Origin of the sequence: Microvirga lotononidis (assembly GCF_034627025.1) — a bacterium.
GTDB lineage: Bacteria > Pseudomonadota > Alphaproteobacteria > Rhizobiales > Beijerinckiaceae > Microvirga > Microvirga lotononidis.
This window is the reverse complement of the sequence record NZ_CP141049.1, coordinates 87,925-102,832: the sequence shown is the minus strand read 5'-3', so window position 1 is coordinate 102,832 and position 14,908 is coordinate 87,925. Positions and strand designations below refer to the sequence as shown.

14 protein-coding genes are annotated in these 14,908 nt (G+C 61.1%); 10 read left to right on the top strand and 4 right to left on the bottom strand.

Annotation, left to right across the window (positions count from 1 at the left end; translation table 11 throughout):
- Positions 1-15 precede the first annotated feature (15 nt).
- From hxsC to U0023_RS23845, 6 genes are all read left to right on the top strand, one after another.
- Positions 16-1,077: a His-Xaa-Ser system radical SAM maturase HxsC gene (gene hxsC, locus U0023_RS23865; RefSeq protein ID WP_210160972.1), complete on the top strand. Its 1,062-nt coding sequence runs from the start codon at positions 16-18 to the stop codon at positions 1,075-1,077.
- Positions 1,078-1,697: 620 nt separating this feature from the next.
- Positions 1,698-1,868, top strand: coding sequence for a peptidoglycan-binding protein (locus U0023_RS23860; RefSeq protein WP_195904126.1), 171 nt, complete (start codon positions 1,698-1,700; stop codon positions 1,866-1,868).
- Positions 1,869-1,902: 34 nt separating this feature from the next.
- Entirely contained in the window at positions 1,903-3,390 is a 1,488-nt protein-coding gene (locus tag U0023_RS35615) for a peptidoglycan-binding domain-containing protein (RefSeq protein WP_407667442.1), read from the top strand.
- A gap of 172 nt (positions 3,391-3,562) precedes the next feature.
- Positions 3,563-4,414: a type IV toxin-antitoxin system AbiEi family antitoxin domain-containing protein gene (locus U0023_RS23855; RefSeq protein ID WP_009488472.1), complete on the top strand. Its 852-nt coding sequence runs from the start codon at positions 3,563-3,565 to the stop codon at positions 4,412-4,414.
- Positions 4,401-5,351 carry a nucleotidyl transferase AbiEii/AbiGii toxin family protein gene (locus U0023_RS23850; protein ID WP_009488473.1) on the top strand — a complete coding sequence of 317 codons (951 nt, stop codon included), beginning with the start codon at positions 4,401-4,403 and terminating at the stop codon, positions 5,349-5,351. Before U0023_RS23855 ends, U0023_RS23850 begins: the two co-directional genes overlap by 14 nt.
- A 414-nt stretch (positions 5,352-5,765) precedes the next feature.
- A complete protein-coding gene (locus U0023_RS23845; RefSeq protein WP_009488475.1) occupies positions 5,766-6,902 on the top strand; it encodes a hypothetical protein in 1,137 nt (378 codons plus the stop codon).
- A gap of 255 nt (positions 6,903-7,157) precedes the next feature.
- Here U0023_RS23845 and U0023_RS23840 read toward each other — a convergent pair whose 3' ends face one another.
- On the bottom strand, positions 7,158-9,779 hold the full coding sequence (locus U0023_RS23840) for an AAA family ATPase (RefSeq protein ID WP_322883828.1): 2,622 nt from the start codon (positions 9,777-9,779) through the stop codon (positions 7,158-7,160).
- Between the two features lie 156 nt (positions 9,780-9,935).
- On the opposite strand from U0023_RS23840, the gene U0023_RS23835 reads away from it, so the two are divergent.
- Together U0023_RS23835 and U0023_RS23830 are read left to right on the top strand one after the other, a co-directional pair.
- Positions 9,936-10,295 (top strand): hypothetical protein, encoded by a 360-nt coding sequence (locus U0023_RS23835; protein WP_040638016.1) that lies wholly within the window; start codon positions 9,936-9,938, stop codon positions 10,293-10,295.
- 2 nt (positions 10,296-10,297) lie between these two features.
- Positions 10,298-11,950, top strand: coding sequence for a type IV secretion system DNA-binding domain-containing protein (locus U0023_RS23830; protein WP_322883827.1), 1,653 nt, complete (start codon positions 10,298-10,300; stop codon positions 11,948-11,950).
- Positions 11,951-12,125: 175 nt separating this feature from the next.
- Here the strand turns inward: U0023_RS23830 and U0023_RS35610 are convergent, their stop codons facing one another.
- Both U0023_RS35610 and U0023_RS23820 read right to left on the bottom strand, forming a co-directional pair.
- Positions 12,126-12,266 (bottom strand): type II toxin-antitoxin system mRNA interferase toxin, RelE/StbE family, encoded by a 141-nt coding sequence (locus tag U0023_RS35610; protein WP_407667441.1) that lies wholly within the window; start codon positions 12,264-12,266, stop codon positions 12,126-12,128.
- Between the two features lie 135 nt (positions 12,267-12,401).
- The gene (locus U0023_RS23820; protein WP_009488479.1) at positions 12,402-13,010 is read right to left on the bottom strand and encodes an IS21 family transposase; all 609 of its coding nucleotides are present in this window, start codon (positions 13,008-13,010) and stop codon (positions 12,402-12,404) included.
- 552 nt (positions 13,011-13,562) lie between these two features.
- Here U0023_RS23820 and U0023_RS23815 point away from each other — a divergent pair.
- Positions 13,563-13,838: a hypothetical protein gene (locus U0023_RS23815; protein ID WP_009488480.1), complete on the top strand. Its 276-nt coding sequence runs from the start codon at positions 13,563-13,565 to the stop codon at positions 13,836-13,838.
- Between the two features lie 508 nt (positions 13,839-14,346).
- The gene (locus U0023_RS23810) at positions 14,347-14,550 is read left to right on the top strand and encodes a hypothetical protein (protein WP_154660859.1); all 204 of its coding nucleotides are present in this window, start codon (positions 14,347-14,349) and stop codon (positions 14,548-14,550) included.
- Between the two features lie 30 nt (positions 14,551-14,580).
- Here the strand turns inward: U0023_RS23810 and U0023_RS23805 are convergent, their stop codons facing one another.
- The gene (locus tag U0023_RS23805; RefSeq protein WP_009488586.1) at positions 14,581-14,832 is read right to left on the bottom strand and encodes a WGR domain-containing protein; all 252 of its coding nucleotides are present in this window, start codon (positions 14,830-14,832) and stop codon (positions 14,581-14,583) included.
- Between the last annotated feature and the right edge of the window lie 76 nt (positions 14,833-14,908).

Below are 14,908 nucleotides of genomic sequence, written 5' to 3'. Positions count from 1 at the left end.
CCACTCCCGCAGGTAATGATCGATCTGCGTGACCTCGATGGAGTTGACCACAATGCGCTGGTGGCGATTGGAGCCGGCGCCGTTCTTGGCGCAGGCGACAGCCTTGCATCACCGCTTCCAACGCTTCACTCGCTCACGATGCCTGCAGTTGTCGCTCCGGGGGATGTGGTACGGGTCCATCCAACTGGACAAGTGAACGTTCTCTACCGCCGCGGTGCGAACGCCAACACACTGTTCGCAACAGAACGGTGCAACAGCCGATGCCTTATGTGCAGCCAGCCGCCCCGAGAGGAAGATGACAGCTGGCGGATTGGCGAGATGATCGACCTGCTTCAGCTGATCGATCGTGACCTGCCTGTTCTCGGGATTACGGGCGGGGAGCCGTGCCTCCTTGGCGAAGGTCTTGCCAAAGTTCTAAGAGCGGCGAAGCAATTTCTGCCAAACACGGTTCTGCACATACTCACCAACGGACGGCTCTTCGCGGATCGCGCCTTCGTCCGTTTGTTTGATCAATCAGCTGGTCAGGTCGTATGGGCAGTCCCGGTGTATGCCGACAATGCAACCGACCACGATTATGTTGTTCAAGCCGATGGTGCCTTCGACGAAACGGTGAACGGCCTCCACAACCTTGCGGAGCGCGGCCATCGGATCGAGGTCCGCTGTGTTCTGCATCGTCAGACGACCTACCGGCTTCAAGAACTGGCCGAGTATTTGTACCGGAACCTACCGTTTGCCGAACATGTGGCTTTCATGGGTCTTGAACCTATGGGATATGCTCGCTCTAATCGCGACGTACTCTGGATCGACCCGCTCGAGTATGCCAACACGTTAAGCCAGGTCTCAGCATACTTGTGGCGCCGGGGAATGGCCGTGTCGATCTACAATATCCCTCTCTGCCTGCTCCCGGATCAGGCGCGTCCCTTTGCCCGTCAGAGCATCTCTGATTGGAAGAATGTTTTCGCCCCGGAGTGTCAAAGTTGCACGTTGCGGGGGGCCTGCTGCGGGTTCTTTCGTTCTGCTGGCGATGGCTGGCGCAGCAAGGGCATCCAGGCCATCGAATCTAAGGCAATCGCATGAAGCGCAATTGGACTGCATTCATCAAGAACGTTCTTGCGTGGGCAATGCCGGCGACGGCAGTTGCAACGGTCTGGTCACCAGCGGACGCGGCATTGACGGCATTGCCGGAGGGGGTTGCGGGATCAGACCCAGGTTCCCAAGGGCGCCCACTCACATTCGAGCGCCCAAACTATATTGATGGCCGGCAACTCTACGCTGGCCATCGCAGCCATTCGAGCCATCGCAGTCACTCAAGCCATAGCAGCCACAGCAGCCACTATTCGGGCTCCGGAGGAGGCTACAGCTACTCACCTCCGCCTACCTATAGTCCGCCGCCTGCGCCAACCTACAGCCCACCGCCGGTCTACTCCCCTCCGGCTTCAAACCCGTATAGTGCGCCTCCCGCGAGCGGAGGGTCTGCACCGTCGGTCAGTTCCTCCGGAGCAGGCCAGACGACTACAGTGCCTGGGCTATACATTCCCAAGCCGCCACCGAGCCCAGGGGGTGGAGCTGGGTCCGCGATCCGTCCATTGGCCCCGCCTATCAGTGGCGTGGCTCCGTCCCAGCCTGCTCCCGGCAACAGCAATGCTACTCCTCCCGGAACGGTCGCTTCGCGACCTGTAGCGGCAGAAGTGATGGTGATGCGTGTCCAAGTCGAGTTGCGCGCGCGCGGCTATTACTATGGCCCGATCGACGGCCGGCTATCTGCTGACACGCAATCAGCCATCCGAGCTTTTCAAGTTGCGCAACAGCTTCGGGCGACGGGTTACATGGACAACGAGACGCTGGCGCGGCTCGGAATCGTTTACTGAAACCGGGAAACCAGTGTCATTCACTCTGGCGAACATGTCAGAGTCCCTAAGAGACGCAGAACTTATGAAATCCGTTCGCCTGCTTCTAATCCTCACCCTCGTGTCGTTCGGTGGGCAGGCCAGAGCACAAACCACTGCAGACGACTTGTCGGCGCTGGATCCGGACAACCGGAGCTGGGTTGAGCAGACCTGTCCCCGCTCCCACGGACCCTCGTTATGGATGTCCTGCGTCAATCGGCAGATTGTCGCCCTCCGCGCGCCAGGATGGCCTGCAGTAAGTGCATTGGCGCCGGAAATGCAAAAATGGGTGATGCAAACCTGTCCTGTCAGCCATGGACCTCAGCTCTGGAGAAGCTGTGCCGAACGGCAAGTGGCAGCTCTCTCTTCATCTCTGCCAAACATCTCCGATTTGTCTGCCGAGGCGCGTCAATGGATTGATCAGACTTGCCCTAGAAGCCATGGTCCTCAACTCTGGAAGTCATGCGTTGAGCGAGAATCGGCCGCTGTTAGACGTGCTACTGGACAATCCAGTGGACCGCAGAATCGAGAGGGGCGACCGCCTCAAGCATCTCCGCTCGATAACCCTGCTATAGCAACTTCCCGGCCGCCCGCTCCTGTGCAAGGAACTCCAGCGGTAGGAGATGGTGCCAAGATGCAGCCATCATCGCCCCTCCCATCTAATTCTCCATTGATGCTCACCGTTAGACCAACGAGCTCTGCAGAGACCCTACGAGATCTGGCCCGGCTCGAAGTTGCAGTGGAAGTTCAGCTTCGACTAAAGGAGCGTGGGTTCCTGAAAACGTCGGTAATCGACGGGGTTTGGGGGCCTCGATCACGTATTGCACTGCGTGATTTCAAAGTAGCCAATGGCCTCCCCCGCACTGATGAATGGGACCTTCCGAGCCAAATGGCGCTCTTCGATAGTATGTCCGCGGCAGCAGCACAGTGGTACGTCTCACCAGATCCAGCAACTGAGACAGAAGGGTTGTACCGCCCTTTCGCGCCTGCCATAGGAATGGCGCTGCACCCTCTCAATCCGTCTGATGCAAACCTGATTCAGGCAAGACTATCAGAGCTAGGCTACTATCGGTATCAGCCAGAGGGGATCTGGGGACTCGTTTCCCGCTCGGCTCTACAAGACTTTAAAGCTGCAAATGGGCTTTCAGACGATGATGTATGGGATAGCAGCGTCGAGGCTTCTCTACGTCAAGCACGTCCAACACCGGCCAGTGATACGCCATTTGGTGAATGGTCAGTTGTGGGCACCTCCTGCTCTGCAGAGATGAATCCACAAAAGATGGTCGTTTCAGCCAAAGGTGTGGTGGTAGGATCAATGATATGCGAGTTGCAGGAGCGGTTCGTTCGATCCAACACAGATTGGTCCGGACATGCCCTGTGCCATTTAAATGGACGTGACCTCGCTTCAAAAATCTCGCTTCGAGTTACTGGTCAGAGATTAATTGATCGATCGATCGTAGGCACTTCGACCATTGTCCCAACCTCATTCGACCGATGCTCGTAATGGCCAAGTATATGATATAAAATCACATACACGCCAAACACCGCTCACTTATAATAGCGGTTGGCAACGATCATCCTGGTTTAAAGAGCGTCTAGTTTCCACAGTCTGACTTAGGAAATTATAACAAATACGAACTTGCGGCTTGGTTTGAATTTATGCTAATTTGCTTAGTATGACTCAGCAAAAGCAAGGGAAGTTAAACCGGCTGGATAAAACTTTGCCCGAGGGGCTGTTGGTCGACGCCGCTTGGATGGAACGCCACGGTTATTCCAGCAGCCTTCGCAGCCAGTATGTTTCGGCCGGCTGGCTCGAGCAGCCTGCCAGGGGCACCTACAAGCGGCCTTGGGGCAACCTTTCCTGGCAGCAGGTGGTCATATCGCTGCAAGTCCTTCTGCAACAGCCCCTCATCGTCGGCGGCCGCACCGCACTCGATTTACAGGGCTTCAGTCATTATGTTTCTGCCGAGGGTCTGCGGACGATACACCTATACGGGCGCGAACCGCCGCCTGGGTGGCTGAACAAGCTTCCTCTGAAAGAAACCTTCCGGTTCCACAAGACACAGACTCTGTTCAAGTCCGACCCGGTGACGAAAGGGCTCACCAGCCGCGACTCGGATGTCGAAACCAATGTCGATTCCGGCAATGAAAGCCTGCATGGCACCCTGAACCGGCTGCCTTGGGGGCAATGGAATTGGCCCTTAACGTTATCGACGCCAGAGCGGGCCTTGTTCGAGCTTCTGGACGAGTTGCCCAAGGATGAGAGCTTCCATCAGGTCGACATGCTGGTGGAGGGGCTGCGTACCTTGAGCCCCCGGCGCCTTGAAACGCTGCTCACCGACTGCCGCAGCATCAAAGTGAAGCGCCTGTTCTTCTTCTTCGCCGACCGCCATCAGCATGCCTGGCTGAAGCACATCGACCGCTCTAAGGTTGATCTCGGAACTGGCAAGCGCATGCTCGTCAAGGGCGGCAAGCTCGATCCCGTTTACCAAATCACCGTACCGGACGATCTTTATGCTCCCAGCTGAACCATACCGCCGTCAGGTCGCCCTGCTGGTTTCGATCATTCCCTTTGTCGCAGAGGAAGACTGCTTTGCCCTGAAGGGCGGGACTGCAATCAATCTCTTCGTTCGTGACCTCCCGCGCCTGTCCGTCGATATTGATCTGACCTATCTGCCGGTGGCGGGCCGGCCCGAATCCCTGGCGGCAATCAATGCCGCCATGAAACGGATTGCCCACCGCATTAGGCGGAACCTGAAAGGCGTCCACGTTAATGAAGTAGTTAATGTCGGTGAGGGGATCGTTACCAAGCTCACGGTACAAACAGCTGGAGCACAGATTAAAATCGAGGTGACGCCCGTCTTGCGGGGCTGCGTCTACGAGCCTGAGATCAGGGGGGTATCGTCGACCGTCGAGGACACGTTCGGGTTCGCCGAAATCCAGGTCGTGTCGTTCGCTGATCTTTATGCTGGCAAACTTGTGGCCGCGTTCGACCGCCAGCACCCGCGCGATCTGTTCGATGTTCGCGATCTGCTGGCGAACGAAGGCATCACGGAGGAACTGCGTACTGCCTTCATTGTCTATCTACTGAGCCATGACCGACCGATGGCAGAGGTTTTGGCGCCGCCTCGAAAGGACATTGCTCATGAATTTAGTCGTGGTTTCGATGGCATGACAGTGACCTCTGTAACCATTAACGATTTGATTGAGGTGAGAGAGACGATGATTGAAACTGTCGTCAGCGGCATGCCCGATGCCCACCGCCGCTTCCTTCTCTCGTTTGAGCGAGGCAAACCCGAATGGGAGCTACTCGGGGTAGATGGAGCCAAGGATCTTCCTGCTGTCAAATGGCGGCAGCATAATCTGGACAAGCTCAGTGCAGAGAAACGTGGCGCGCTGGTGACGCAGCTTGAGCAGCTATTGGCTGAGGAATCTGTCAATATTTCTGGAGGCCGATCTGAGTGATCAGCGCTGCAAGCTTCGAGGGAAGCTGCGGTCTCCCATCCATCGAGCGCTCCAGTTGATGCTGCCAGGTCTGCTCATGCTCGATTAGATGGCGATACTCTCGGCGTCGCCTCGGCCGGCAATGGTCCGGCCCTGGAATGTCTCGGTCATGTCAGCGTCCGCCGTGTCCATATCAGTCGGCACAAGGATACTCGATACCGGCCCTCCCATGATAATAGCGGCTGCAGGTAAGCTTGGAAGTGTGCCCATGCTGTTGCCTCCCCACGGATACGGCATACCCGAACTGACCGGTTGGCATTTGGCGGGACAGATGATAATCCCCTGCCAATTCCCACACTTTGCTTATCGGGGCGGAGAGATCAGCACACCGCGTCCTCCGCCTGAAGACCTTTTCTAACCATCAGGATTTGCTAGATGCCCGGCATCGCACGTCAGTTCGAGCCGCAGATTACACGTTGCGGCGGCGCTCCCTCGAAATTCCGCTTCGCCATCCGCTGCTCGGAATGTGCCAGGACAGACATTTATGAAGCCTCTAAGCCCACCAGCAATGAAGCGGTCAAGAGGTACTTCAGCGATCGCGGTTGGCTGCTCGGCCGTACTTCCTCCTTTGATGTCTGCCCAGCCTGCTTAGCCAGCCCGCGCCACACTCAGGAGATGCAATCGCCTCCCCCGCGTCGCGAGGGCAAAGCCTCGGACAAACGCTACCAGGAGACGGCCGACATCCTGGCCCGGCACTTGGGCAAGCCGGAGGAACTGGCCGCCGAGGTCTTCCGCCCCAAGGAGAACAAACTGCCTCAATACTCCACGCCGAAGGCGCCGCAGCCAACACAGCCCACGCCGGCTCTTTCGCCAGAGGTCGAACAGACCCTCACCAGCATGGCGGCAGACCTGACAGGCTTGCGATCAGCGGTGCAATGCCTGGCTGACCAGGTGAGCCAACTTGTGATCCTTGGCAATCAGCAGATCGATGCCATCGCACGTTTGGCCCCCGCCCTCGTTGAATCGACCGAGGGCCTCTTGGGCGGTCTACGGCAGGTTGCCAGTGCGATCCAAACGATCCCGCATCTCCCGCATGCTGCCACCGATCAGCAGTCTGTGGCAGAGGCTGAGGCGAACCCCGAGCGGATGCAAGCCGTTAGTGCCGAGCCGACACCGGTACCGGCAATCGAGGCACGAACGCCTGCAAAGCAGCAGCAGGGCACTAAGCAGGTCAAACAGAAAGCGGATCAGGCCACCTCCGCTCCTGTCGTGGTGAAGTCCATTGCAGACGCCAAGCGCCCGGACCGGTTCTACACCTCTATCCGCCTACCTCGTGAGTTGTGGGACCGGATAGGGTTTGAACCCAAGGACCGCCTCCTCCTCGATTGGAGCGGCAGGGCTCTGACGATCGAGCGTACCACTGAGGGCGGCGTGAAGCCAAAGTCCATCGGTAGCAGTTCCGTGATCCTTCAATCTTGGAAGCTCGGTAACCTAAACTTCGATCAGCCGAATGTCACTGGTGGCAGCGCCTCGCTGCGCCTAAGCATCGCGCAGAACAGACAGAAATCTTGATGTTCTCTCGCTTGTAACGGTGCAGTAGGTCTAGAACGGTCTGATCACCAGCAGGCCGTTGCTATGCGGTCTGCAGTCGACCCAAAGCGGTTCTCCTGCCACGGCAAGTTATTGCCGCGTCCGAAGCGTGCACCATTTTTCGGACAGGCGTCCCGTCATTCCACTCGGCCAGATGCTTTGAACCGTGTTGGAAATGAGGGTTGGTCCTTAGCGAATTGCTCTAACCACCGGGCAGAGCAATTTTTTGCCAGCTCCTCACCGTTTCAACTGGTGATCGTCCTCGCGGCCACGGTCGCGAGCGGGTGCGCGATCGGCCTCCTGGCTCCGGCTTTGCTCCCGGGCAGCCCGTTGGCGGGCCTCCTGCTCCTGGCGGGCCTGAGCCATGCGCGCCTGCCGCTCGTCGGCACTTAAGACCCGCTCGCCACCGCTGCGCGTCCGGATCTCGTCCATTGCCGCCCGGCGCTCCTCTGGCGTCATGGCGCGGCCGGCCTCGCCCTGAGCTCTCATCCGCGCCTCCTCCATCCGCCGCTGCCGGTCCTCGGCTGTGACCGGCTCCCGCACTCGCTCTGACGCGATCTCCGAGTTCCGAGTGAGCGGCGGCATCTGCGCGAGGTCGTAGGACATGGCGGCCGCCTTGCCGCCCCCGCGCTCCATCTGCCGCCCCAAGGCCACCTCATCTCGCGCCAGATCCTGACTGGCATAGACCTTCAGGTCCTGCGCGTGCCGGGTCAGCGCCACATAGCTCGCTTCCCGCCGCCAGGCATGGGCATGATCGTAGAGGGTCATGACCTCCCTTTGTGTCTTGCCCTGCCCCTTGTACACCGTGCCGGCATAGCCCAAGCCCCAGCCGCGGTGCTTCACGGCGTCAAAGGTCACGGCCCGACCGCCGTCTAGATGCACCGTGAGCCGACTGTCCTGGATGCGGGTCACAACCCCGCCCTCCCCATTGCGCAGCTCAAGATTTGCCGCCCGATCACGCACGGTGGCGTGGAACGTGACCCGGTCGCCGGGGCTGACCACGGTTTCCAGCTGCCGCTCGCCCTTCTCGGTCGCAAAGGTGCGGCCGGCCTCCTCATCAATCTGGCCGAGCGCGATGCGCGCCTGGCGCAGATCCCGGTTCAGCGCATCCACCGCGTCATTGGTCGCGGCGTAGACAAAGGGCAGCGGCTGGGTCGGGCCTTGCGTGCGCACCACCTCCGTCCAATCACGAACCAGATCAGCGCGCGCCTGCACCAGATCGGAGGACCAGCGCACCGCCCCGCGTTCGCTGTAGGCCCGCACCGTCGCCGACAGATCACCCCGCGCCGCCGCCGCACTCGCCTGGCGCTGCCACTCGTGCCGCTGCCGGCGCACTTGGGTCAGTTCAACCGCCCTCGCCTCCTCCGCCACCAGAGCGAACATGCCGCCGCGCTCGACGCTCGCCAGTTGCCGCTCGTCGCCAAGCCCGATCACCTTTGCCCCGGTCTCGCGCGCATGTGACAGGACCCGCTCCATATCTCGGTGCGAGAGCATGCCCATTTCGTCCACGATCACCACCGTGCGCGCATCCCAGGTCTCACGGCCGCGCTCCTGCCGCAGCATCTCGGAGGCCACCGTGCGGCCTTCGCCAAAACCGTCTTTGCGCATGTCGGCTGCCACCGTGTTGGTGGGGGCCAGCCCGATCACTCGGTAGCCACTGCTCTCATGCGCCTCCCGGATCGCCGCCATGGTGTAGGACTTGCCCGTGCCGGCCCGGCCGCGGATGACGGCAAGCCCCTGCCCTTGCGTCGCATAAACCAATGCCCGCTCCTGCTCACCATCAAGCGTTCGCGACGACCGCGCGGCCTTCATCGCCCGCGCGGGCACTGGATGCGCGGATTGCCGGGTCAGCGCACCGGCATCGGCGAGGATGCCGCGCTCCTGTTCCAACACCGCCTTGGTGGTGAAGCGCTCACTGACCAGCACCTGCCCGTCGCGTCCAGATTGCCGCTCATCGAGATGCACCAGATCGACGTGGCCGAGTACCGCGGCACGTGCGGTCTCAATCTCCTGGGCCGGCAGGCTGGACTTCGTCAAATACGTGTCGAGATCGCGCGCCGTGAACGTGGCGGCGCGCGCCGTCAGGTGGGCCAAAACTCGCTCCGGCCGGCGCGCGTTCTCCCGTTCTTTTTCCGCCCGCGCCGCATTGGCCTGGTGCAGTGCCGAGGTCTCGGTTCGAAACGCGGCCCCGAGATGCAATTGCGGTGTCATCCGCGACGGATCGACGGTGAGCGCCAGCCCGCGCGCCCGGAAGAATTCATCCTGGAACGATCGCCACTCCCGTGTCAGCGCACCGGTCTCCGCAATAAAGCCCTTTTGAAGCCCGGGCGCGCGCGCAAATTCCGGATTGAGCTCGCGCGCCTTGGCCCCGAATCCGTCAGGTCCAAGCCGGCGCGTCGAGACCAGAACATGCGCATGCACGTTGCCGTTCTCGCCATGATCGCGGTGGATTGCCCATTGTACCGCGACACCTGCTTGGGCGAACTTCCGATCGAGCCAGGATTGCAGCAGCGCGCGGTTGTCCTCGGCCGACAATTCCTTTGGCAGCGCGAGCACGTAGGACTTGGCCACCTGCGGCTCGCCGTGGCGCGAAAACCGCAGCTCGCCGGTCTTGCGGTCCCGCACCAATTCACGCTCCGTTGCGGCGTTCCACAAGGCATTCGTATCGAACGCCCAGTCCGGTGCAGTCTCGGGAACCATCAGCCCCCGCGCCAGCACGTCGACGTCCTTGCCATCGAAGCAATAGCTCGTGCCGTTGACTCGATCGCGTCCGTTCGAGCGATCGATGTAATGCGATAGGCCCACGGCAGAGCCGGAGCCGGCACGTACAATCGCGACGGAGGCAAACTCGATGGCCATGCGGGATGTCATACCCCTCGGAGAGCGCACAAAATGCACAAGCATTTTGTATATTGCGTCTGAAACTCCTTCGGAGCCTATTGCCAAGCTTGGCTGGCGTCAATATCAGCCTCCCCGTCATTCAAAGGGGACTGACAACAAACGATGAGTATCGAAGTGAATAACGCTGCTCCGTCTGGGGCGGCAAAGACGGCTGATCCAGCCGTTGGCATTCTCGCCGAGATCGAGAGGCTGCGGGACAAGTCGAAGGCCAAAACTGCAACCCCCGCCGAGAAGCTGCGCCTGCGCCGCCTCTCGCTCGATCTGGCTGAGCTGCGCCTGGCCCAAAAGACCGCGGCCCTTGCCGAAAAGCGCCGCAAGATCGAAACCCAGCAGAAGGTGATTCTGGGCGGCTGGGTCCTGCACGCCAAGGGCGATCCGCGCCTGGCCGCTCTGCTGCGGGAATCTCTGTTTGATTACCTCAATGACCGCGACCGCGCCGTGATGGCCGATCTGCTCGCTGAGATCGGAGGCTGACTATGGCGGAAGCGACCAAACCTTCTCCCGGCGAATCCATGGCTCCGTTCTGGATCGGCCTCGTCCTGGCGCTTGGCGTGATCTTTTGCCTCTACTTCGCTCTCTTCGCCGTCGTCTATGACGCTTTCCTGTGGCGCTGGGAGGCGATCCCGGCCCTGATCGCCCGCCCCTGGGCTACCATCGATTGGGCCTTCGGAGTCGTGAACAAGTTCGGCTTCATCGATCCGATCCGGGGGCCGATGATCGGCGCTGGCGTCCTCGAAGCCCTCATCGCCGTCGGCGCATACGCCGGTCTTAAGCGCCTCGGCCTGTTCAAGGGCAAGCAGCGTTATTCCGAGCGCCGTCTGCGTGGGGCCCGCGTCCTCAACGACATGGCCTACGGGGCTGCGGAATTGATCGCCTACGGCTCGCCCAAGGGCATGAAGGTCCGGCACATCGAGCGCCTGGCCAAAAAGCCCTGGGCCAAGATCGTCACGACCGCCCATGAGCAGGACATGATCCGCGTCGGCGGGCTTCCTATGCCGCATTTCGTCGAGACCGAACACACCCTGATTACCGGCTCCTCCGGCTCCGGCAAATCCTTTCTCATCGCCCAGACCTTGCATGACCTCGCAAAGCGCGGCGACCGGGTGATCTGCTTTGATCATGGTGGCGCCTTCCGGCGGCAGTTTCCAAGTGTCAAGGCGGTCTCGCTCTCGCCCGCCGAGGATGCTTCGCCGGGCTGGGACCTGCGCAACGAGATCCGCGCCCCGCACGACTGGGAACTGCTCGCCGCCTCCGTCGTTCCTGAGGGCTTTGGGGCGAGCGCCGATTGGCGCAACTTCGCCCGCGATCTGCTCGCCAATCTCGGGCACAATGTCGGGGCGCAATCCTCCAATGCCGAACTGCTGCGCCTGTGCACCGTCGCCGACCGGACGGAGCTTGCAATCGCTCTCGAAGGCACGGCGGCAGCCGCCCATTGCAGCGATGACAACAAGGCCTTCCTCGCCTCAGTGCGTTCAACTCTCGTGCCCTTCGTCTCCGGCTGGAAGTACATGAAGGGTGGCGACTTCTCCCTGCGCCACTTCATAGCTGAGGACACGCGCTGGCTCTGGCTGCCCTATGACGCGACCAACATCGCAGCCCATAAGACTCTGCTTGCCACCTGGGCCGACATCCTGGTGACGGCCGGCCTGGAACGGCCTGACGACGCCCCGCCGGTCTGGATCGTCATCGACGAGATGGACTCGCTCGGCGCCCTAGGCCGCTTCCGCGATGCGGTCTCGCGCCTGCGCAAGAAGGGCGTGCGCATCCTGGTCGGAGTCCAAAGCCGCACGCAACTGGTCGAGCTCTATGGCGAGGCCGGAGCCGATACGGTGCTCGCCTCCTTGAGCAACCGCGTCATCATGCGCGCCTCCGACCATCGCCTCGCCGAGTGGTCCTCGAAGACGCTCGGCGACGTCGAGATCGAGGAGACGCGCCTGCAGCGCGGCGCGCAGGCCAAGGACGAGGCCGCGTTCTTCGCCAAGGAAAGCCGCAGCGAGACTGAGATCGTGCACACCCGCGTCAAGCGCGCCGTGATGCCGGAGCAAATCTCCGGCCTCGCTAGGGGCCATGGCTATGTGAAGTTCAGCCAGAACCTCCCGACCGTGCGCATCTGGCCGCAGCAGGGCTGACGATCTAACAAAGACCGGGCGCGTTCCGGTGGAACGCGCCCGTTGCAACTGCTGCTGCAGATCGGGGCACGATGAGACCAGGGGTGCAGGGACATAAGCCAGTTGAACCCTTGCCGGACGAATAACCTCGCGCCGCCTGTGATCGGCGTTACGAACCCCTCTCCTGCCCCGCCTCTCACGAAAACAGTTCGGAATGCGACCCCAGCCGCGCCAGGATCAGCTCAGGCTCGTCCGGATCGCGGTCTCCCTTGCGGTAGATCAGCACCAAGTCCGGCCTGACGTGACAATCCCGGTAATCCTTCCACTCGCCGGTCAGCGGATGATCCTTATTTCGAATCGAGAGCGCGGTCGATAACGAGGACGCTGAGAACGTCGGTCAGCACCTGGGGCCAGTTTTTGGGGTTCGACTTTGCTCTCCCGCTTGAAATCCTTCTTGTACGCCGTCGTGATCCTAATCGTCCGAGGCATCGAGGTCCGCCATCATCGCCCCGACGGTCCCATAGCGGGTCAGCGTGCCGGAGCGGCCTTCCGCCAAGGCGGCGCGCGTCTTGGCGTTCGGCACCACGCCGCTTTTGAGATTGTTCGGCACGATGAGCTTCGGCACGCCGCCAAAAAAGCGGAACATCCGCAGATGGGCCTCGATCCAATCCGGCAACTGTTGCGTCCAGGTCGCCTCGGCGTAGGTGAAGTTGGAGGCGCCGAGCACCGCCACGAAGATCTCGGCATGGCGCACCTCGCCGGTGGCAGGATCGACTCTGGGCAGCTTCGTGCCCGAGTAGTCGACGAACACCTTGTCGCCGGCCACGTGGTTCCGGCGCATGGTCGGCGACAGGCGGCGCTCGACCTCGCGCATCAGGTCGCAGAAGCGCGAGTAGCCGTAGCCCTCAGGGCAGGCGGCCCTGTACTCCTCGTGCAGGATAGTCATCGTGACGCCCGGGCGCTTCATCTCCCTGGCGAGAGGAGCCCAGTCCGGCTCGGGGCGCCGGCGCAGGCCGGTCTTGACGCCGCTCCTGGCGAACAGGCGCTCCTCGAGGAGGGTGTCGGTGAGATCTGCGGGCAAGGGCCAGGTCAGCCCGGCGGCCTTGGCCCATTTAAGGGTGTCCTGGGCAGTGGAGCGGGCGGCTCCGACGGATTATCCGATCGACCGGTCGCTCTCGCCGCTGGCGCGCAGGCGCAGGATGTGACGTATGGCTCTCATAGTCAGCCTTCTCTTTGCCGGCATGGCCGCTCCTTGTTCGCAACAATGAAGCCTTCATGCCTGATCGGCGGACCCTGGGAACACTCCTCGATGCTGGCTCAGCCCCTGGCCGGACAATGATCGGAATGGTGGCCGTCTTCATCTCGGAATCCATGGCCGAATGAAATCGGAATCTGCATGCCGTCACCCATCTGCCAACACGCGCGCAATTGCTGACCGCAGATCCACGATTGTAGAAGCCCCTCGTCCGCACAGCGGCCTATCGTATTGGCTAAGCTTATTCAGCACTGTTGTCGAAATACGACACGGCCGATGTTTCCACTATGTCGGCCTAGTGTTGACACTCGGTTTATGTCTATTGCCCATTCTCGATGAGAGGTCTGCAAGAGCCTGCGAATTATTGAGGGGTGCATCATGAGCGACAAGCAAGCTGGCGAACGGCGACCGGTGGCCAAGCTCCGCCCGGTCAACACACCGCCGGTCGACGAGAACACAGCTTCGATGCTCGACCTCCTGCAGGAGCATCTGCGGCTGGCCCGCGAGGGCAAGCTGCGCTCGCTCGCCGTCGTGTCGGTCTCCTCTGATGGAGCGGCGATCGGCACCCAATGGTCATGTGATCCAAGCGATATGGCATCACTGATCGGCAAGCTCACTGTCCTCACCCATGACCTCATGGCGGCTCGGAAGTAAGCTACCGGTCTATGGATGCGGGCATTGGGGCGTGTGGCTCCCTTTCAGCCGCCTCGGGAGATTTCAGTGGCTCGCCCGCCGTCGGTTCTTTGCCAGGATGCTGAACCTGACTCGCTACAGCCTGTTTCCGGAGCCTGCGGTTCTCCCAGGCCTGCACCATCTCTTGCCTCAGACCTGGTCTGGGTTTCGGAAGGGTCCGCCAGATCGTCAGCGTGAACGCCTTTCCCACAGCCAGCACAAGAGCCATGCCATAGAGGAAAATGGTCGGCGAGAAACTCTCATCCATCCGCTGTAATCCTCCCAGCACCCCTCCGCTCCTGTCAGCGACGGGCACTGTCGAAGCTCTGATCACACCGACCCAGTGGCCGAAGTGCGACCTGCTCGCTCCTCATCCTTCTACCAAAGTCTGTCTTCCTCAACCCTGCCGGTTGCTAAGGATACAAGGCAACGGGCCAGCCTCAAGAGCTCCCGTATCGCTCATCAGAGCCATCGACGACGAATGCTGACCATGAGACTGCTGCAAAAAGCTCAGATCTACTTCCGCAAGCCTGCATTTCCGCCTGTGATCCAAAGGCAAGCAGCCGCACACGATGAGCAGGTTGGCAACTCACGGTCAAAGCGCGCTCAGATCAGGGACGTGCTGCGCCAGTACGAGAGAGGCAGTCTCAAGGAGGCTGAAGCTGTAGAAGAACTGCTCAAGATCCTGCGCTGAGGCCGACCCAGGATCCCCGGGACCTCTGCTCTACCCGCCTTGGAGCAGATAGCCACGGCGCCGCTTGCGCCGGAGCCGGGTCTCGAGGGCCTCCATGGCACAGGACCGGTTTTCGTAGAGCTCGACCCTGCGCTGGCCTGATCGGCCAAGGCGGCCCCATTCCCGGATCAAGGCAGCATCCCCAAACAGGCTGGGCTCGATCGACAGGACATAGTAGCGGGCCATGTTGCAGCGTGGGTCGCACCGGCGCAGGACGAGATACTGGATCGTGTCGTGAGCCATGCGCCAGTGTTGCGCGGGCCCAGAGGCAAGGTCCAATCAAAGTCCTGAATCCTTTGCGCACCAACGATTCACACCC

Excerpts from the sequence above, each read along its gene's own strand:
- U0023_RS23855 (WP_009488472.1), top strand. The coding sequence starts at position 3,563 with ATGACTCAGCAAAAGCAAGGGAAGTTAAACCGGCTGGATAAAACTTTG.
- U0023_RS23860 (WP_195904126.1), top strand. The coding sequence starts at position 1,698 with ATGCGTGTCCAAGTCGAGTTGCGCGCGCGCGGCTATTACTATGGCCCG.
- U0023_RS23815 (WP_009488480.1), top strand. The coding sequence starts at position 13,563 with ATGAGCGACAAGCAAGCTGGCGAACGGCGACCGGTGGCCAAGCTCCGC.
- U0023_RS23830 (WP_322883827.1), top strand. The coding sequence starts at position 10,298 with ATGGCGGAAGCGACCAAACCTTCTCCCGGCGAATCCATGGCTCCGTTC.
- U0023_RS23840 (WP_322883828.1), bottom strand. The coding sequence starts at position 9,779 with ATGGCCATCGAGTTTGCCTCCGTCGCGATTGTACGTGCCGGCTCCGGC.
- U0023_RS23850 (WP_009488473.1), top strand. The coding sequence starts at position 4,401 with ATGCTCCCAGCTGAACCATACCGCCGTCAGGTCGCCCTGCTGGTTTCG.
- U0023_RS35615 (WP_407667442.1), top strand. The coding sequence starts at position 1,903 with ATGTCAGAGTCCCTAAGAGACGCAGAACTTATGAAATCCGTTCGCCTG.
- U0023_RS23810 (WP_154660859.1), top strand. The coding sequence starts at position 14,347 with ATGAGACTGCTGCAAAAAGCTCAGATCTACTTCCGCAAGCCTGCATTT.
- U0023_RS23805 (WP_009488586.1), bottom strand. The coding sequence starts at position 14,832 with ATGGCTCACGACACGATCCAGTATCTCGTCCTGCGCCGGTGCGACCCA.
- hxsC (WP_210160972.1), top strand. The coding sequence starts at position 16 with ATGATCGATCTGCGTGACCTCGATGGAGTTGACCACAATGCGCTGGTG.
- U0023_RS23845 (WP_009488475.1), top strand. The coding sequence starts at position 5,766 with ATGCCCGGCATCGCACGTCAGTTCGAGCCGCAGATTACACGTTGCGGC.